The 17,748-nt window shown below is 63.5% G+C and carries 17 protein-coding genes; 9 read left to right on the plus strand and 8 right to left on the minus strand.

What is annotated here, in order from left to right:
* Nucleotides 1-88: 88 nt before the first annotated feature.
* The 7 genes from NKI52_RS25460 to NKI52_RS25490 all read left to right on the plus strand — a co-directional run bounded on the left by NKI52_RS25460 (nucleotide 89) and on the right by NKI52_RS25490 (nucleotide 8,076).
* Nucleotides 89-1,321, plus strand: coding sequence for an MFS transporter (locus tag NKI52_RS25460; RefSeq protein ID WP_023675826.1), 1,233 nt, complete (start codon nucleotides 89-91; stop codon nucleotides 1,319-1,321).
* Nucleotides 1,322-1,494: 173 nt separating this feature from the next.
* Nucleotides 1,495-2,523 (plus strand): HTH-type transcriptional regulator GntR, encoded by a 1,029-nt coding sequence (gene gntR, locus NKI52_RS25465; protein ID WP_352700204.1) that lies wholly within the window; start codon nucleotides 1,495-1,497, stop codon nucleotides 2,521-2,523.
* A gap of 296 nt (nucleotides 2,524-2,819) precedes the next feature.
* Nucleotides 2,820-3,944, plus strand: coding sequence for a sugar ABC transporter substrate-binding protein (locus tag NKI52_RS25470; RefSeq protein ID WP_023675828.1), 1,125 nt, complete (start codon nucleotides 2,820-2,822; stop codon nucleotides 3,942-3,944).
* Between the two features lie 79 nt (nucleotides 3,945-4,023).
* Nucleotides 4,024-5,565, plus strand: a complete 1,542-nt coding sequence (locus tag NKI52_RS25475) for a sugar ABC transporter ATP-binding protein (RefSeq protein ID WP_352595379.1) — start codon at nucleotides 4,024-4,026, stop codon at nucleotides 5,563-5,565.
* Nucleotides 5,562-6,542, plus strand: a complete 981-nt coding sequence (locus NKI52_RS25480) for an ABC transporter permease (protein ID WP_023675830.1) — start codon at nucleotides 5,562-5,564, stop codon at nucleotides 6,540-6,542. Before NKI52_RS25475 ends, NKI52_RS25480 begins: the two co-directional genes overlap by 4 nt.
* Nucleotides 6,539-7,525: an ABC transporter permease gene (locus NKI52_RS25485; protein WP_352456242.1), complete on the plus strand. Its 987-nt coding sequence runs from the start codon at nucleotides 6,539-6,541 to the stop codon at nucleotides 7,523-7,525. The genes NKI52_RS25480 and NKI52_RS25485 overlap by 4 nt, the downstream gene beginning before the upstream one ends.
* 5 nt (nucleotides 7,526-7,530) lie before the next feature.
* Nucleotides 7,531-8,076: a gluconokinase gene (locus tag NKI52_RS25490; protein ID WP_352453285.1), complete on the plus strand. Its 546-nt coding sequence runs from the start codon at nucleotides 7,531-7,533 to the stop codon at nucleotides 8,074-8,076.
* Here NKI52_RS25490 and NKI52_RS25495 read toward each other — a convergent pair.
* Together NKI52_RS25495 and NKI52_RS25500 are read right to left on the minus strand one after the other, a co-directional pair.
* Nucleotides 8,073-8,522 carry an RrF2 family transcriptional regulator gene (locus tag NKI52_RS25495; protein WP_006202816.1) on the minus strand — a complete coding sequence of 150 codons (450 nt, stop codon included), beginning with the start codon at nucleotides 8,520-8,522 and terminating at the stop codon, nucleotides 8,073-8,075. The genes NKI52_RS25490 and NKI52_RS25495 overlap by 4 nt on opposite strands.
* Before the next feature lie 247 nt (nucleotides 8,523-8,769).
* Nucleotides 8,770-9,756, minus strand: coding sequence for a sulfate ABC transporter substrate-binding protein (locus NKI52_RS25500; protein ID WP_352700205.1), 987 nt, complete (start codon nucleotides 9,754-9,756; stop codon nucleotides 8,770-8,772).
* A gap of 285 nt (nucleotides 9,757-10,041) precedes the next feature.
* Between NKI52_RS25500 and NKI52_RS25505 the strand changes: the two genes are divergently transcribed.
* Entirely contained in the window at nucleotides 10,042-10,305 is a 264-nt protein-coding gene (locus NKI52_RS25505) for an antitoxin (RefSeq protein ID WP_352700206.1), read from the plus strand.
* 8 nt (nucleotides 10,306-10,313) lie between these two features.
* A complete protein-coding gene (locus NKI52_RS25510; RefSeq protein WP_352595370.1) occupies nucleotides 10,314-10,712 on the plus strand; it encodes a type II toxin-antitoxin system VapC family toxin in 399 nt (132 codons plus the stop codon).
* A 14-nt stretch (nucleotides 10,713-10,726) separates the two neighbouring features.
* On the opposite strand, the gene NKI52_RS25515 is transcribed toward NKI52_RS25510, so the two are convergent.
* The 6 genes from NKI52_RS25515 to pbpC all read right to left on the minus strand — a co-directional run bounded on the left by NKI52_RS25515 (nucleotide 10,727) and on the right by pbpC (nucleotide 17,724).
* Entirely contained in the window at nucleotides 10,727-11,767 is a 1,041-nt protein-coding gene (locus tag NKI52_RS25515) for a sulfate/molybdate ABC transporter ATP-binding protein (protein ID WP_352700207.1), read from the minus strand.
* A gap of 131 nt (nucleotides 11,768-11,898) precedes the next feature.
* Nucleotides 11,899-12,783: a sulfate ABC transporter permease subunit CysW gene (gene cysW / locus NKI52_RS25520; protein ID WP_023675838.1), complete on the minus strand. Its 885-nt coding sequence runs from the start codon at nucleotides 12,781-12,783 to the stop codon at nucleotides 11,899-11,901.
* A complete protein-coding gene (gene cysT / locus NKI52_RS25525) occupies nucleotides 12,776-13,627 on the minus strand; it encodes a sulfate ABC transporter permease subunit CysT (protein ID WP_023675839.1) in 852 nt (283 codons plus the stop codon). Before cysT ends, cysW begins: the two co-directional genes overlap by 8 nt.
* Before the next feature lie 18 nt (nucleotides 13,628-13,645).
* On the minus strand, nucleotides 13,646-14,674 hold the full coding sequence (locus tag NKI52_RS25530; RefSeq protein WP_352700208.1) for a sulfate ABC transporter substrate-binding protein: 1,029 nt from the start codon (nucleotides 14,672-14,674) through the stop codon (nucleotides 13,646-13,648).
* A gap of 218 nt (nucleotides 14,675-14,892) precedes the next feature.
* On the minus strand, nucleotides 14,893-15,591 hold the full coding sequence (locus NKI52_RS25535; protein WP_352700209.1) for a M15 family metallopeptidase: 699 nt from the start codon (nucleotides 15,589-15,591) through the stop codon (nucleotides 14,893-14,895).
* 42 nt (nucleotides 15,592-15,633) lie between these two features.
* Nucleotides 15,634-17,724 (minus strand): penicillin-binding protein 1C, encoded by a 2,091-nt coding sequence (pbpC, locus tag NKI52_RS25540; RefSeq protein ID WP_352700210.1) that lies wholly within the window; start codon nucleotides 17,722-17,724, stop codon nucleotides 15,634-15,636.
* Nucleotides 17,725-17,748: the final 24 nt, after the last annotated feature.

Raw genomic sequence — 17,748 nt, forward strand, 5'->3', positions numbered from 1 at the left:
ATTTGCCTGTCGTGGCGCTGCTCGGCGATGCGAATGCGCCGATAGTGGTCAGAACCGCCGATTCAAGAACTGCGGACAGGAAACGCTCTTGACCCCAATCGTCTCAAGCCAGGCAGGAAGTTCCGGCATCGACAGTGCCTATGCCTGGATACGGCTCGGCGTCTCGATGCTGCTGGCAACGATCGGCGGGGTCGGCATGTGGGCGGTGGTCGTGGTGCTGCCTGCCGTGCAGGCAGAATTCGGCGTCGATCGCGCCGCTGCCTCGATGCCCTACACCGCGACCATGGTCGGCTTTGCCGCGGGCAATGTGCTGTTCGGCCGCGCCATCGACCGCATGGGGTATTGGATCCCGGCGCTGATTGCCGCGATTACACTTGGCGCCGGCTTCATGCTGGCGTCGTTGACCAGTTCGATCCTGCAGTTCACCCTCGTCCAGGGCCTGTTGATCGGCGTCGGCTCGTCGGCGATCTTCGGCCCTTTGATCGCCGATATCTCGCATTGGTTTAACCGTCGCCGCGGCGTCGCGGTGACGGCTGCCGCGTCCGGCAACTATCTCGCCGGAGCGATCTGGCCGACGGCGATGCCCTATGTCATGCAGACCGAAGGCTGGCGCTTCACCTATGCCGCGATCGGCGTCGTCTGCCTGGTCACCATGGTGCCCTTGATCCTGCTGCTCCGGCGCGGCGCACCGCCCCAGGCGGCTCCGGGATCGCCGGGCAGCCGCGTGGTCCAGCCGATCTCCCTGTCGCCGGCGGCCTTGCAGGCGCTGCTCATCGTGGCCGGGCTCGGCTGCTGCGTGGCGATGTCGATGCCGCAAGTCCATATCGTCGCCTATTGCATGGATCTCGGCTACGGCGTGGCGCATGGCGCCGATATGCTGTCGATCATGCTGGCGGCGGGCGTCGTCAGCCGGCTTGGCTCGGGTTTCCTTGCCGATCGCATCGGCGGCGTGAAAACCCTGCTGATCGGCTCGGTGCTGCAATGCCTGTCGCTGTTGTTCTATATCCCGTTCGACGGGCTTGCCTCGCTTTATGTCGTCTCGCTGGTCTTCGGCCTGTCGCAAGGCGGCATCGTGCCCTGTTATGCGATCATCGTGCGCGAATATATGCCAGCCAAGGAGGCTGGCCAGCGCGTCGGCATCGTCATGATGGCGACCATCTTCGGCATGGCGATCGGCGGCTGGATGTCGGGCTGGATCTACGATCTGACCGGCTCCTATGCCGCCGCGTTCCTCAACGGCATTGCCTGGAACCTGCTGAATATTTTGGCCATGGTGCTGCTGCTGTGGAAGGCCCGGCGCAGCGCTGCTGTGGCGGCCTGAAGCACAGCGGTACGGATACAGTCTCTCCGGCCGTCGCTTGACAATAGCCGAAGGCTGCGCGACGCCAGACAAGGTGTGGCAACGGGCCAGGTTGGCAAGGCAGCAGTGGCAAAGACCCTGAACATCGTCTCACGGTCGCGTCTGGGCGGTTGCCCGGCTTCGGGACCAGTACGGTGATCAAGCCGCGCTCGCGCCGCGGCGGCGGCCGCCCGACCATCGCCGATGTCGCCCGCAAGGCCGGCGTCGGCGCCATTACCGTGTCGCGCGCCCTGCGTGAGCCGGGGCGTGTCTCGGAAGATCTGCGCCGCCAGATCGAGTCGGCCGTGAACGAACTCGGCTATGTGCCCGACCCGAATGCGCGGGCGCTGGCTTCGGCGCGCGCCGAGGTCTTTGGCGTTCTGGTGCCGTCGCTTACCAACAACGTCTTTGCCGAAGTGGTGCGCGGCATCTACGACAGCCTGTCGGACGGCCCTTTCCGGGTTCAGCTCGGCAACACCCACTATTCCGGCCTCGAGGAAGAGCGGCTGCTGCAGGTGTTTGGCCCGCAACGCCCGGCGGCGCTGATCGTGGCCGGCATCGACCAGACGCTGGCCTCGCGAAAACTGCTGGAAACGGCAGGCTGTCCGGTGGTGCAGGTGATGGAGACCGGGCCCGATCCGGTCGACATGATGGTCGGCTTCTCGCATTTCGAGGGCGGCAAGGCGGCTGCGGAACATCTGATCGAGGCAGGCTATCGCCGGATCGGCTTCATCGGTGCGCGCATGGATCCGCGTTCGCAGCGGCGGCTTGCCGGCTATCGCGCGGCGATGGAGGCGGCCGGCCTGTTCGATCCGAGGCTCACCACCACGACGCCGGTGCCCTCCAGCGTCACCCTCGGCCGCGAATTGTTCCGCGACGCGCTGGCCAAGGTGCCGAGCCTCGATGGGGTGTTCTGTAACAATGACGATATCGCCCTTGGCGTGCTGTTCGAATGCCACCGCGCTTCGATCGCCGTGCCGAAGACGATCGGCATCGTTGGCTTCAACGATCTCGACATGATGGAGGTGGCCTTTCCGTCGGTCACCAGCGTTCGGACCTACCGCTACGAGATCGGCCGGCGGGCGGTCGCCATGGCGCTTGCGGCGATCGAAGGCAACAGGCCAGAGCAGCGGGTCGTCGACCTTGGCTTCGAACTCAAGCGACGTGAGAGCACGGCGCGCTGAAGCGAGCTTCGACGCAATGGCGCTTTACACTACGTCATGGTAGCGCTACCAGTTATCGCCGGGCGGTACTTCGCCCCGACGATGGGAGGCTGTTTATTATACATAAGCGACAGCTCATGCTTGTTTATTATGTATAATATGATAGTTTTTGCGGGACTAGCCGGGCAGCAAAGGAGGGGATCGGGTCGGCATTCGGCCACCTGAACGCGCGACGGATACGGCGGGAGGTGCCGGGCCGGAAACGCGCAAATTCATCGGCGTAACAACAAACAAAACTGCAACTGGGAGGAATATCGATGATCAAGTCACTCGTTGGCGGAATCGTTGCCGCCACTGCTTTCGTCATGCTGAGCTCGTCGGCGATCGCCGATCCTGAAATCGTCAAGGGGCCATCGGCCGAGCCTGACTGCTTCGCGCCCTGGTCGGCCGATACGCAGTTCTTCAAGTTCCCCAAGAAAGACGGCCCGTACCGCATCGCTCTGGCCAACGGCTATATCGCCAACACATGGCGCATCCAGATGGTGCAGACGGCAAAGGCCTATGCAGCGCAGCCGGAGGTCGCGGCCAAGCTCAAGGAATTCAAGGTGGTCTCGACCGGCGAGGACGTGCCGGCCCAGATTTCGGCAATCAACAATTTCATCGATTCCGGCTATGACGCGATTGTCGTCAACGCCCAGAACCCGACCGCATTCGGTCCTGTCATCAAGCGGGCCAAGGAAGCCGGCGTGGTGCTGGTCGCCTTCGACAACATCCTCGACACCAAGGATGCCATCAACGTCAATGTCGACCAGAAAGGCCTTGGCGAATTGTGGGCCAACTGGCTGGTCAAGCACGTGCCGAACGGCGGCAAGGTGCTGGAAGTGCGCGGCGTCGCCGGCACGTCCGTCGACACCGATCGCCATAACGGCATCCACGAGGTTCTCGACGCTTCCGGCAAGAAATGGGATGTCACCGAGGTCGTCGGCAAGTGGGATGACGGCGTTGCTCAAAAGGCTACGGCCGATGCCATTGCCACCAACGGCCCCTTCGACGGCATTACCGGACAGGGCGGCGATACCGGCATCGTGCAGGCGATGATCGATGCCAAGCATCCGTTCGTGCCGTTCGGCGGCGAGACGGAGAACGGCTTCCGCAAATTCTGCGCCAAGTTCGCCGCTGACGGCCTGAAATGCTCGTCGGCCGGCACCGGCCCGGCTCAGGTCGCGGTTGCCATCAAGACGGCGATTGCAGCACTTGAAGGCCAGGTCGTGCCGCAAGCGGTCAAGCTGCCGCTGGCGATCGTCGAGGATCCGAACTTCAAGGCAGGCCAGGATTTCTTCCCCGATCAGTCCGACAATTTCTTCGTCGGCAATTCCTTCCCGACCTGCGGCATCAATTTCACGGCGCAGGAAATCATGGGCCAGAGCAAGGAAAACCAGTAAACTCCGACAGCCCGACGCCGCGGGAATCCCGCGGCGTCGGCGCTCGACATCCTGATTGCCAAGCGCCTGGGGAGGGCCGATGGACGGTGCGGTTCCGCTCTTCCGCATGGAAGGCATATCCAAGCGCTATGGCGGCGTGCGGGCGCTGGAGAAGGCCGAACTGTCGGTCACTCCAGGCAGCATCCACGCCATTCTCGGCGAGAACGGCGCCGGCAAATCGACGCTGATCAAGGTCATGGCGGGGGTCGTTGCGCCCGACGAGGGCCGCATGATGCTGGACGGAAGCGAAGTTACCTTCGCTTCGCCGGCCGCTGCCAACCAGGCCGGCATCGTCTGCATCTTCCAGGAACTGTCGCTCGTCCCCGAACTCAGCGTCGCCGACAACATCGTCATTTCCGATCCGCCGAAGCGTTTCGGCATGATCGACCGCAAGGCGCAGCGCCGCATCGCCGAAGAAGCCCTGGCTCGCGCCGGCGCTTCCGATATCCATCCGCTGGCGCTGGTCAAGGATCTTCCTCTTTCAAGAAGGCAGATGGTCGAGATCGCCAAGGCACTGGCGCGCAAGCCGCGCATCCTGATCCTCGACGAGGCGACCTCGGCGCTGACCGCGGCTGACGTCGCCAGGGTTTTTGCCGTGTTGAAGCGGTTGCGTTCGGAAGGGCTGGCGCTGCTCTACATCTCGCACCGCATGAACGAGATCGCCGAGCTGGCCGACCAGTGCACGGTGTTCCGCAATGGCCGCAATGTCGCCAGCTACGCCGCCGGCACCAAGAGCGACAATGAAGTTGTCGAGCTGATGATCGGGCGCGAATACAGCCACATCTTTCCGCCCAAGCCCGCGCGGGCGGCTGCCGCAGCCACGCCGGTTCTCGAGGCGCGCAGCCTGTCATGGACGGATCGGCTGCACGATGTCTCGCTGTCGGTCGGGGCGGGCGAGGTGGTCGGGCTTGGCGGCCTCGACGGCCAGGGCCAGCGCGAATTGCTGCTCGCCTTCTTCGGTGTGCTGCGCGGCCTGTCAGGCCAGATACTGATCGACGGCAGGCCGGTGGCGATCGCCAGTCCGGCTGCGGCGCGCGATGACCGGATCGGCATGGCGCTGATCCCGGAGGACCGCAAGACCGAAGGGTTGATGCTGCCGATGACGGTGCGCGAAAACCTCTCCTTCGCCGCCCTTGACCGGCTGTCCAGGGCCGGCATCATCGATCGCGCCGCCGAGCAGCGGCTGATCGACGATATGGTCGGTCTCCTGGCGATCAAGACCGCCGGGCTCGACATTCCGGTCGGCGCGCTATCCGGCGGCAACCAGCAGAAGGTCGTCATCGCCAAATGGCTGATGCGGCAGCCGCGCATCATCCTGCTCAACGACCCGACGCGGGGCATCGATGTCGGCACCAAGCAGGAGCTTTACCAGTTGATGCGCAAGCTTGCCGACCAGGGTGCGGCGATCCTCTTCTATTCGACCGATTATGACGAGCTGATCGGCTGCTGCGACCGCGTGCTGGTGCTCTATGACGGCGCCGTCAAGCGTGAACTGGTCGGCGCCGAAATCACCGAGCGGGCGCTGATCGCCAGCGCGCTCAACATTCACGAAGAGATGCCAAGGCAAGGAGCGGACGCGTGAAGGATTGGCGCTACTGGCTTGCCGAACAGCGCGGAACGCTGCTGGCGTTCGGCATCTTCGTTGTCATGTTCGTCATCTACACCTCGAACCATCCGGCGGGCTTCACCGCCAACGTCGTACAGACGGCCTCGAACAAGGGCGTGCTGCTCGCCTTCGTCGCCATGGCGCAAACGCTGGTGGTGATCACCGCCGGCATCGATCTCTCGGTCGGCATGATCTTCACGCTGACCAACTGCCTGGCCTCGTGGCTGGTCGTCGGCACCGGCATCGAGACCGCCTTCGGCGTCCTCGCCGTGCTCGGCACCGGGCTGCTGTGCGGGGCAATCAACGGCGCCATCGTCATCTATGGACGCCTGCAGCCGATCGTCGCCACCATCGCCACCGGCGCGGTCTATTTCGGCATCGCGCTGCTGCTTCGGCCGTTTCCCGGCGGCTCGGTCAATGAAGGGCTCGCCGATGCGCTGACCGGGCGCCTGTTTGGTTTTGTGCCGGCGAGTCTGGTGACGCTGCTGGCGGTCGTGCTCGTGGTCTGGGTGCCGTTCAGCCGGTCGGTGCTAGGCCGCGCCGCTTATGCAGCCGGCTCCTCGGAGATGGCGGCCTACATGTCCGGCGTGCCGATCCGGCGTGGAAAGTTCGCCGCCTATGCGCTTGCCGGTCTGCTTGCCGCGATCGGCGGGCTGTTCCTGACGTTCTTCACCTATACCGGTGATGCGGCCTATGCCAGCGGCAACGCCTATACGCTGTTTTCGATTGCCGCGGTTGTGCTTGGCGGCGTGTCGCTGTTCGGCGGCAAGGGCAGCGCCATCGGCGCGATCTTCGGCGCGCTTGCCTTCCGCACCATCGGCGACCTGCTGTTCGTCTTCGATTTCGATCCGCTCTGGCAGCCCCTGTTCCAGGGCGTCATTCTGCTGATCGCGGTCAGCCTCGGCGCGTTCGCCCTGTTTCGGGTCCGCAACCGGCTGGAGTGGTTCCTGTGAGCGAAACGACTGTGAGTGGTCTCGCCGGCCGCATGCCGAAATTCCTCCGCCGCGCCGACCCGGCGGTGCTGACGGCGTTCGCCTGTATCGTGCTGCTGCTGTTCCTCGGCAGCCTCTATTCGCGCAGCTTCCTGTCGCCTGAATACCTTTTGCAGCAGCTCAAGGTGGCGTCGTTTCTCGGCGTCATCGCGACCGGCATGATGCTGGTCATCTTGCTCGGCCAGATCGACCTGTCGGTGCCCTGGTCGGTGGCGGCCGGCGCCATGATGGCCTGCGCCGCGGCCGCATACGGTACCGTCGGCGTGGCGCTTGCCATTCCGTTCGGCATCTTCTGCGGTGTTCTGATCGGCATCGTCAACGGCATCGGCGTCGCCTATCTGCGCATTCCCTCGATGATCATCACGCTTGCCACCAACGCCGTCGCGCAGGGGCTGATGGTGGTCTACACGGGCGGTTTCTCGCCGCAGGATTCGGCGACCGGTGCGATGCGCTATCTGGCGACCGGCTTTGCCGTTCCTGCCGTGCCCAACGCCGTTCTCATCTGGGCGCTGATCGGCGCCGCAATGGTGTTCGTGCTGACCCGCACCGGCTTCGGCCGCACCGTTTACGGCATCGGCAATCGCGAGCGTGCCGCCTATCTTTCCGGCATCGATACAAGGCGCGTGGTGATGATCGCCTTTGCGGTTTCGGGCGGGCTCTCCGCCTTCGGCGGCGTGCTGTTGGCCGGCTATGCCTCCAAGGCGGCACAGTCGATGGGCGATGCCTATCTGCTGCCGTCGATCGCCGCGGTGGTGCTCGGCGGCACCTCGATCCTCGGCGGGCGCGGCTCCTATCTCGGCACCGTCGCCGGGGTAATCCTGATCACCCTCCTGCAATCAATTCTTTCCGTCATGCAGATGCCGGAGGCGGGACGGCAGATCATCTACGGCGTCGTCATCGTCGCCATGCTGCTGCTCTATGGCCGCGCGCCGGCAAGCCGCTGACCTGCATGACCGGTAAAGACGTGGCATATAAGCCGGCAAGCACTGTTCGAACGATACCCGCCATCGTGGTGATGGGCGTTGCCGGCTGCGGCAAGTCGGTTGTCGGCGAAGCGCTTGCAGCGGCATTGGGCGCCGTCTTTATCGAAGGCGACAGGCTGCATCCGCCCGAAAACGTCGCGCGCATGGCGAGCGGCCAGCCGCTCACCGACGCGCTGCGCGAGGGCTGGCTCGACGCGATCGGCCAGCGGATGGCCGCGTCGGTCGCAAGCGGGCAAGGTGTGGTCGCCGCCTGCTCGGCGCTGAAGCGCAGCTACCGCGATCGCCTGCGCGGCTTTTGCCCGGATATCGTTTTCGTTTACCTGGAAATCGACCCGGCAACAGCAAAACAGCGCGTCGGCAATCGCAAGGGTCATTTCATGCCGGCAAGCCTGGTCGACAGCCAGTTCGCCACGCTCGAGGCGCCAGCGGCGGACGAGGCGGCGATAACCTTGGATGGCACGCGTCCGGTCGCCGACACCGTCGCGACTGCCTTGAGCCTGCTCGCGCGCTAGATTTGCGACGTCAGTTCGACTGGGAAATCGTCATTGTCGGCGTCGCGCATGGCCGCGAGGCTGCGGTTGTCCAGCACCTCGGCGATCGCCTGCCGGACCTCCAGCATCATGTGCCGAACCTGGCAGGTCGCCTCGTCGCAATCCTCGCAGCGCTGGTATTGCGTGCGGCTGGCGCAGGGGATCGGCGCCAGCGGCCCGTCGAGGACACGCACGACATGGCCGATCTTGATCTCGGAAGCCGGCCGGGCAAGGCGGTAACCGCCTTCCTTGCCCTTGCGGCTCTGGACGAAGCCGGCGTTACGCAACTCGCCCAGGATGGCATCCAGGAATTTCTTGGGGATGTTATTGGCGACCGCAATGTCGTTGACGAATGCGAGCTGGCCGACCGGCAGGCCCGACAGATGCACGAGGGCCTTGAGGCCGTATTTGCCTTTTTTGGTAAGCATGCCCCGAGTCAACCCATGAAGCCCCAACCACCCGCGTCTGGCGGCTGTTTGTGTGCAAATCATGACGGTTTGATCACGCGAAGCCGTTCGCGAAAACAAGCCGTCCGTTCTCACGGTAGGCACAAACGCGTTGATTCTTTGTAACGTTTTGGACGGAATGCGCCCGGAAAGTGCCAGAAATCACCTTTCGCGGCGCGAAAGCAAAGAAGCCGGCAAAGCCGGCTTCTGTCAAAGTTGGAAGATCGCCTCAGCGGCTGCCATAAGTCTGGTCGAGCAGGCCGCCCGCTGCAAAGTGCTCGGCCTGGACCTTGGCCCAGCCGCCGAAGACGTCCTCCACCGTCAGCAGGCGGACATCGGGAAACTCAGCCTTGTATTTGGCGGCGACCGCCGCGTCCCGGGCCCGCAGGCCGTTGCGGGCGGCGATGTCCTGGCCCTCCGGCGTATAGAGGAAGTCGAGATAGGTCTTGGCGAGATCGCGCGTGCCATGCTCGTCTGCAACGGTGTCGACGATCGCCACCGGAAATTCCGCCAACAGGCTGACCGAAGGCGTTACCTGCTCGAACTTGTCCTCGCCATACTCCTTGCGGACGCCGCGCGTTTCCGACTCGAAGGTGATGAGTACGTCGCCGATTTCGCGCTGCACGAAAGTGGTGGTCGCGGCGCGCCCGCCGCTGTCGAATACCGGCACGTTGTTGAACAGCTTGGTGACGAACTCCTTCACCTTGGCGTCGTCGTCCCTGAAAGCTTCCTTGGCGTAGGCGGTGGCCGCAAGATAGGTGTAGCGCGCATTGCCCGAGGTTTTCGGATTGGGGAAGATCACCTGCACGTCGTCGCGCACGAGATCGCTCCAATCCTTGATGTGCTTCGGATTGCCGGCGCGCACCAGGAAGGACGGCAGCGAATAGAAAGGCGAGGCGTTGTCCGGAAAGTCCTTCTGCCAGTCGGCGGAGATGAGGCCCTTTTTGACCAGGAAGTCGATGTCGATGACCTGGTTGAACGTGACCACGTCGGCGCCGAGGCCTTCGGCGATGGCACGCGCCTGCGCCGAAGTTCCGGCATGCGACTGATCGATGGTCACACCGGGGTGCCCGGCGACGAACGCTTTGTTGACCTGCGCAAACAGTTCGCGGCCGACATCGTAAGAGGCGTTCAGCAATCTGTCGGCCGACCAGGCTTGGGAGGATGCGAGGACCAGGCCGGCCAATGTGGCGACGCCAAGCAAAAATCGCTTCATGAAAACAGGGCTCCAATGCCATGCGCTTAATGCCGGACCATAGCGGCAAGGCATCGTGCGCGACGAGGCACGCAGAGTGGCCGCTCCACGTTGTCGATAAAAGAAATATTCCCGCTGTGGGCGATTGCTAGTTTTTTCTTTCAAGAAGGGCCTTCCGCGCAGCCTGGAAGGGGTGCCGATTTCGCCCGCGTGCACGACGGTTCCCGGCCGGCCAACGCGATGCAAGGCGATTGCATCGCCGCCCTGTCTGGCATATACAAATAGTATATACAAGGAGCTGTTGTCATGTCTCAACACCGCCATTCAACAACCCCGCCGAAGGAGGCGAAGCTGTTTCGTAACAATCGCAGCCAGGCGGTGCGCATTCCTGTCGAGTTCGAACTTCCCGGCGAAAAGGTCTTGATCAGCCGTGAAGGCGACCGCCTGATCATCGAGCCGGTCCGCAAACCTGGCCTCACCGCACTGCTCGCGCAATGGGCGAAAGAGCCGCCGCCCGATGCCGAGGAAGACTTTCCCGAAGTCGAGGATATGCCTGTCAAATCCGAGTAATTTTTTTGATGCGGTTCATGCTGGACACGAACATTGTCAGCGACATGATCCGAAATCCGGCCGGGAAAGCCGCAAGCGCTGTCCTGCGCGTGGGAGACGCCGCCGTGTGTACCAGCATCGTGGTCGCGTCGGAACTGCGATATGGCTGCGTCAAGAAAAGATCAGCCAAGTTGCACAAGAAGGTCGAGGAATTGCTGGCTGAGATTCCCGTCTTGCCGCTCGATGTGCCGATGGATGCCGAGTACGGCGCGATTCGCGCAGAACTGGAAGGCAGGGGCCAGACCATCGGCCAAAATGACCTTTTTATTGCTGCCCACGCCCGTGCGCTTGGAACTACCCTGGTGACCGCCAACACCGGGGATTTCAACCGGATCAAAGGCCTGAAGGTCGAGAACTGGCTGGTGTAGCGCCTGATAGAGGATCAAGCGGCCGGAAAAAGCTTCCAGCGCCGCGGCCGAAAAGCCACGCGACTTTTCTGCGCCGCCGGATGGTCGATGGGCAATTCGATCTCGACCCGCTGACGTTCGCCGCCGATTTCGAGCTCGACCCGCCTGGTGCCGGCGACGCGGCGGCTGGCGGCGACCGTGCCGGCGATGCAGCCGTTGCATTCTTCCACCAGATCGACGTCGTGCGGGCGAAAGAACAGCGTCGCTTCGCCTTGCGGTGCGTGCGGCGCGGAAAGCCCGATCGGCCGGTCGGCGATCCAGACCTGGCCGTCCTCGACCTTGACCGGAAGCGAACTCGATTCGCCGATGAAGCCGTAGACGAAGGGCGAGTTCGGAGTGTCGTAGATTTCGTCGGCGGTGCCGACCTGCTCGATGCGGCCCTGGCTCATCACTACGACGCGGTCGGCAAGCTCCAGCGCCTCTTCCTGGTCATGGGTGACGAAGACCGTGGTGTGGCCGGTGGCGTCGTGGATGTCGCGCAGCCAGCGGCGCAGTTCGCGGCGCACCTGCGCATCGAGCGCGCCGAACGGCTCGTCGAGCAAAAGCACGGCCGGTTCGATCGCCATGGCGCGGGCCAGCGCCACGCGCTGGCGCTGGCCGCCCGAAAGCTGTGCCGGATAGCGTTTTTCCAGACCGGAAAGCTGAACGAGGTTGAGGAGTTCCGAGGCGCGGCGGCGGATTTCCTTCGCCGACGGGCGTGACGGCCCGTGCCGGACCTTGAGTCCGAAGCCGATATTGTCGGCGACCGTCATATGGCGAAACAGCGCGTAGTGCTGGAAGACGAAGCCGACATTGCGCTCCTGAATCGACTTTTGGGACGCATCCTCTTCGCCGAAGAAGATCTTTCCGCGGGTCGGCCGCTCCAAGCCGGCAATCAGCCTGAGCAGCGTCGTCTTGCCGGAACCGGAAGGTCCCAGCAGGGCGATCAGTTCTCCCGACTTGATGTCGAGCGAAACGTCGCGGAGGGCCGGAAACCGCTCAAACTCCTTGCGCACGTTGGCAACGCGAACTTCCATGCAAATCCCTTTTGTAGTTGATGCATGCCGTTATCCCAAAACCGGTTCCCACTTTTGGGCGACATTAAATCTTTGTTTTATGCATGTCGTTGTCCAAAAACCGCTACACACTTTTGGGCGACATGCATTTGTCAGTGTCCGCGCGTCGCGGCGATCTCGGCGCCGTAGCGCATCTCGAGAAGTGTCTTCAAGACCAGCGTGACGAGCGCCAGGCCGGCAAGCAGCGAAGCGACGGCAAAGGCGGCGGCGGCATTGTACTCGTTATAAAGGATTTCGACATGCAGCGGCATGGTGTTGGTCAGCCCGCGTATGTGGCCCGACACGACCGAGACGGCGCCGAACTCACCCATCGCGCGGGCATTGCACAACAGCACGCCGTAGAGCAATCCCCATTTGACGTTGGGCAACGTCACGTACCAGAACGCCTGCCAGCCATTGGCCCCGAGCGACAGGGCAGCCTCCTCGTCGCCATTGCCCTGTTCCTGCATCAGCGGGATCAATTCGCGGGCGACGAAGGGGAAGGTGACGAAGACGGTGGCCAGCACGATGCCCGGCACGGCAAACAGGATGACGATGCCATGCGCCTTGAGCCAGGCGCCGAGCAGGCCTTGCGCGCCGAACAGAAGTACATAGACCAGGCCGGAAATGACCGGCGAGACCGAAAAGGGCAGGTCGATGAGTGTGGTCAGGAACGCCTTGCCCTTGAACTCGAACTTGGCGATCGCCCATGCGGCGGAGATGCCGAAAGTCACATTGAGCGGCACCGAGATCGCCGCGACCAGAAGCGTCAGGCGGATCGCCGAGCGCGTGTCCGGTTCGCTCAGCGCCTGTGTGTAGGCCTCGATACCTTTGGCGAAAGCTTCCTTGAAGACGATGATCAGCGGCAGGAGCAGGAAAATGCCGAGGAAGGCAAAGGTCACGATCATCAGCACGGTTCTCGCCGTGCGGCTCTCGGTCACCGCCGGCGACTGGCTTTCATGGTGCGGCGCGTAGGATTTGATCTCCGGGTCAGCCATAGCGCTTGCGGCTCCAGGTCTGCACCAGGTTGATGACCAGCAGCATGACGAAGGACAGCGCCAGCATGATCGCCGCTATCGCGGTCGCCGCGGCGTAATTATATTCCTCCAGCCGGATGACGATCAGAAGCGGCGCGATCTCGGATTTGAACGGCAGGTTGCCGGCGATAAAGATGACGGAACCGTACTCGCCGACGCCGCGCGCGAAGGCCAGCGCGAAACCGGTGACGATGGCAGGCGCCAGTCCGGGTAGTAGAACGCGGCTGATGATCTGGAAGCGATTGGCGCCGAGCGTGGCGGCCACTTCTTCTACCTCCTTGTCGATCTCCTCCATGATCGGCTGCACGGTGCGCACGACGAAGGGCAGACCGATGAAGACCAGCGCGATGACGATGCCGAGCGGCGTATACGCGACCTTGATGCCGAGCGGCGTCAGCAGGCTTCCGATCCAGCCATTCGGTGCGTAAAGCGTGGTCAGCGCGATGCCGGCAACCGCCGTCGGCAGCGCGAAGGGCAGGTCGACCATGGCATCGGCGATGCGGCGGCCTGGAAAGCTGTAGCGCACCAGCACCCACGCGACGATCGTGCCGAAGACGACGTTGACGGCGGCGGCAATGAAGGCGGTGCCGAAGCTGATTTCAAGCGCGTTGATGGTGCGGCGGTCGGTGACGATCGCCCAGAAGTCGGTCCAGCCGAGCGCCGCCGAGCGCCAGATCAGCCCGGACAGGGGAATGAGGATGATGAGGGTGAGGTAGGCAAGCGAGAAGCCGAGCGTCAATCCGAAACCCGGAATGACGCTCGGCTGCCTGAATCGCCACCCCGCCTTGGCGGGTGCTGTGGTCATGTCGTCCTGATCTAAATGCTACTGGGCCGGTTTGTAGATCTGGTCGAATATACCACCATCGCCGAAATGATAAGGCTGTGCCTTCTTCCAGCCGCCAAAAAGCGGGTCGTCGATGGTGATCAGCTTGATCTCAGGCAGCTTGGCCAAGTCCTCCGCCGGCACCAACTGGGGCTTCGAAGGGCGATAATGGTTTTTGGCGATGAGCGTCTGGCCTTCCTTGGAATAGAGATAGCTCAGATAAGCTTCGGCAACTTTCCGCGTGCCTTTGGCGTCGACATTAGCGTCGACCACGGCGACCGGCGGCTCGGCCAGGATCGAGGTCGGCGGGTAGACGATGTCGAAATTGTCGGCGCCGAACTCGTCGAGCGCCAGATAGGCCTCGTTTTCCCAGGCGAGCAGCACGTCGCCCAGCCCTTTTTGCGCGAAGGTCACGGTTGCGCCGCGCGCACCGGTGTCGAGAACCGGGACATGCGCATAGAGATTGCCGACGAATTCCTTGGTCTTGGCCTCGTCGCCGCCATCCTTGACGCTGGCGTAGGCCCAGGCGGCGAGATAGTTCCAGCGCGCACCACCGGAGGTCTTGGGATTCGGCGTGATCACCTGGACGTCGTCCTTGACCAGATCGCCCCAGTCATGGATGCCCTTGGGGTTTCCCTTGCGGACGAGAAAGATGATGGTCGAGGTGTAGGGCGCCGAATTGTTTTCGAATTTCGTCCGCCAGTCGGGATTGATCCTCTTCGCTTTCGAGACAATGGCGTTGATATCGCCTTCGAGCGCCAGCGTCACCACGTCGGCGTCGAGGCCGTCGATCACGGCGCGAGCCTGCGCGCCCGACCCGCCATGCGACTGCTGGACGGTGACCGTCTCGCCTGTCTCGGCCTTCCAGTGGGCGGTGAAGGCCTCGTCGAATTGCTTGTAGAGCTCACGCGTCGGATCATAGGACACGTTGAGAATGGTGGTGTCGGCAAACGCGAAACCGAGCGTGCCGAACTGGACAGACGTGGCGACCAGTGCGCCGAGCAGTTTCCTGAAATGAGGTTTGGTCATTTCCGCCTCCGTTGAACTCGCGCCAAATCTACCGAATTGATAGAATTTAGATGCATTCAATGTTGCCTTTTTTGGCCTATTGAAGCAATTTTTCGCCTAGTTTCGGCGATGCGAGAAACTATTTTCCCGCATGGACCATGATCGCGCTCCCGACGCAATTATCTAGAGACGGCTAGCTCTTCGGCAATGGCTGCGTCGCGCCCGAAGGTTTCGGCCGGCTATTCGGCGGTAACGGGAAAGTTGAAGCGCTCTTTTGGAAACGGCTCGTTCTCCAGCGTGAAGTGCCACCATTCGCGGGCGTAATTCTTGAAGCCGCGGGCACGCATCGCCTCGACAAGCCTTTTGCGGTTAGCCGCCGCTTCACTGGCTATCGGTCGGTGAGCCGTTTCGCTCGCTGGATCGAAACAGTCGAAACCCGTGCCGAAATCGAGCGTGTCGGCATCGGTCGCGCCGCAGGCCGGTTTCGGAGCGCTCTTGCGGTCGGCTCGCGCGATCGCGACATCGACCGTCGATCCGCGCGAATGGGTGGACAGTTCGCCGATATAGCCCTTGGGGATGAGATCCTTGCGCTTGACCTTTGGGTACCATTGCGGGTCCGGTGGTCCACTCGTTTTTGTCCAGTCACCCATGTCGGAGACAGCCCGCGCAGGGCGATAGCAGTCGAACACGACCAGCGTCAGTCCTTCGGCGGCAATCGCTTTCTGCACTGCCGAAAGCGCTTGCGCCGCTTGCCTGGTGAGGACGCATACCGGCGCATCGTAGCCGCTTACCTTGCGATGCAGGAAATTTTCGAGGCCGGCATAGCGGATATCCTGCCGGATATTGGGATCGATGTCGGCCAGCCGAACAAAGCTGGCGGGCAGCGCGTCAGCAGACGCCGAGAAAGTACCGGCGGCCGAAAGCAAGACGTAAAACACAATCCCCTGAATCACCTGCCGGAAATTATTCAAGGGAAACTTTCACTCGACGAAAACCTTCACACTGGCCGCGCGTCCCGCCGCGTCGATCACGGTTAGGGTCGAATAGCCGGCGCCGTCCGGCTGCCAGGTCGCGGTGCGCCGCCGGTCGATGCCGACCAGCGGCTTGCCGTTGGCCAGCCAGCGGAATGGTGCGCGGCCGCCTTGCAGCTTGAGCACCAGCGGCGAGGGGTCGGCCGAGGAAGTGCCGAGATCGACGCGAGCGCCGTCGGGCGGAAAGATGATGGTTGGCGCAGGTTCGGTCGGCGTCGCCTGTACCAGCCCATCGGCGCCGGCGCCGAAGCGCGTCAGCGTCACCGGCAGCTCCTCGCGCTTCGGACGCCGGACGCCGGACGGCTGGCTCGGCAGCGGTACGGCGGCCAGGCTGGAACGGACAAAACCTTCGAACAGGATGGGCGCAGCCGAGACATAGCCGGACAGGCCGGGCACCGCGCCGGCGTCGGGGCGGCCGACCCAGACGCCGAGCACGTAGCGGCCGTCGAAGCCGACCGACCAGGCGTCGCGATAGCCGTAGGAGGTGCCGGTCTTGTAGGCGATGCCGCGTTGGGCGGCACCCTGGGGAGGCTTGACGCCTGACAGGATGTCGGTGATCTGCCAGGTCGCCTGCCCGTCGAGGATGGTGGTGGTCGAGCGTTCGGCATTCGCCGGCTCGGTGCCGTCATGCAGCGTGTGTGCCTTGCCGCCATTGGCAAGGCCGGCATAGAGTTGGACCAGGTCGCGCAGGGTCACCCCGACGCCGCCGAGGCCGATCGCCAGGCCGGGCGCTTCGTTGACGGGCAGGATAGGGGTCACATCGGCCTGACGAAAGCGTGCCATCAGCCGGGCCGGGCCGACCGCGTCGAGCACGCGGATCGCCGGCACGTTGAGCGACAATTGCAGCGCCTGCCTGATGCTGACATCGCCCTGATAGCCCATGTCGAAGTTCTTCGGCCGATACCCGGAGAAATCGGCTGGGCTGTCCTCGATCAGCATCTCCTGCGCCACCAGGCCTTGTTCGAAGGCGAGGCCGTAGATGAACGGCTTCAGCGTCGAGCCAGGCGAGCGAACGACCTTGGTCATGTCGATCCAGCCCGAACGGCTGGCATCGAAGAAATCGGCAGAGCCGACCTCACCAAGAATATCGCCGGTACGGGCATCGGCCAGTACCATGGCCACCGAGAGGCGAGGGCCGAGCCTGGCGGCCGCATCCTTGGCCACCTGCTCCAGCCCTTCCTGGACACTCTTGCGGATCGTCAGTTGCAGCTTCTGGCCGGGAACAGCCTTGGACAGCATCGTATAGGCCGCATGGGCAGCGAGCGCCGGCAAGGTGCGCCGCAGCCCCGACACATCGTCGAGCGCGGCACGCGCGGCCTCACGTTCGCCGAGCAGGCCTGCCGAGACCATGCGGGTCAGCACCCGGTCGCGGGCAGCGTGGGCAATCTCGAGATTGCGATCAGGGCGTCGCTTTTCCGGCAATTGCGGCAAGGCGACGAGCAGGGCCGCCTCCGAGACCGTCAGCCGTTTCGGCTCCTTGCCGAAATAGGCAAGCGAAGCGGCGCGCACACCTTCGAGATTGCCGCCATAGGGCGCCAGCGTCAGATAGCGTTCGAGGATCTCGCGCTTGGAAAGCCGCCGTTCGATCTGGAGGGCGCGCAGCATCTGCTTGATCTTCGAGCCGAGGCTGCGGCTGTCGCGCGGTTCGATCAGCCGGGCGAGTTGCATCGGCAGCGTCGAACCACCGGAGACGATATGGCCGCTGGTCGCGAACTGGCCGGCGGCACGCGCCAGTGCCAGCACGTCGACGCCTTGATGATCCCAGAAACGCTTGTCCTCATAGGTGACCAGCATGTCGACGAACTGCTTGTCGACCTGGTCCAGGCTGGTAGCGAGCCGCCAGTAGCCATCCGGCGTAGCGAAGGCGCGCAGCAGCTGGCCGTCTCGGTCCTGCACCTCGGTCGAGACCGTCAAAGCAGCCGGCAGCGGCGGCGGAAATGCGCGGTCGAGCTGCCAGAGGGCGGCGGCGGTGATTGCAGCGAGACCGGCCAAGGAAATGCCCGTGATGGCCGCTCGGCGCAGGAATTTTCTGGAGAGCATGGCGCCGCCCCTCATCCGCCTGCC

Source organism: Mesorhizobium sp. M0590 (genome assembly GCF_040320905.1).
Taxonomy (GTDB): domain Bacteria; phylum Pseudomonadota; class Alphaproteobacteria; order Rhizobiales; family Rhizobiaceae; genus Mesorhizobium.

Excerpts from the sequence above, each read along its gene's own strand:
- NKI52_RS25500 (WP_352700205.1), bottom strand. The coding sequence starts at position 9,756 with ATGAAGCGATTTTTGCTTGGCGTCGCCACATTGGCCGGCCTGGTCCTC.
- NKI52_RS25475 (WP_352595379.1), top strand. The coding sequence starts at position 4,024 with ATGGACGGTGCGGTTCCGCTCTTCCGCATGGAAGGCATATCCAAGCGC.
- cysW (WP_023675838.1), bottom strand. The coding sequence starts at position 12,783 with ATGGCTGACCCGGAGATCAAATCCTACGCGCCGCACCATGAAAGCCAG.
- pbpC (WP_352700210.1), bottom strand. The coding sequence starts at position 17,724 with ATGCTCTCCAGAAAATTCCTGCGCCGAGCGGCCATCACGGGCATTTCC.
- NKI52_RS25495 (WP_006202816.1), bottom strand. The coding sequence starts at position 8,522 with ATGCTTACCAAAAAAGGCAAATACGGCCTCAAGGCCCTCGTGCATCTG.
- NKI52_RS25530 (WP_352700208.1), bottom strand. The coding sequence starts at position 14,674 with ATGACCAAACCTCATTTCAGGAAACTGCTCGGCGCACTGGTCGCCACG.
- NKI52_RS25510 (WP_352595370.1), top strand. The coding sequence starts at position 10,314 with ATGCGGTTCATGCTGGACACGAACATTGTCAGCGACATGATCCGAAAT.
- NKI52_RS25505 (WP_352700206.1), top strand. The coding sequence starts at position 10,042 with ATGTCTCAACACCGCCATTCAACAACCCCGCCGAAGGAGGCGAAGCTG.
- cysT (WP_023675839.1), bottom strand. The coding sequence starts at position 13,627 with ATGACCACAGCACCCGCCAAGGCGGGGTGGCGATTCAGGCAGCCGAGC.
- NKI52_RS25470 (WP_023675828.1), top strand. The coding sequence starts at position 2,820 with ATGATCAAGTCACTCGTTGGCGGAATCGTTGCCGCCACTGCTTTCGTC.
- NKI52_RS25515 (WP_352700207.1), bottom strand. The coding sequence starts at position 11,767 with ATGGAAGTTCGCGTTGCCAACGTGCGCAAGGAGTTTGAGCGGTTTCCG.
- NKI52_RS25490 (WP_352453285.1), top strand. The coding sequence starts at position 7,531 with ATGACCGGTAAAGACGTGGCATATAAGCCGGCAAGCACTGTTCGAACG.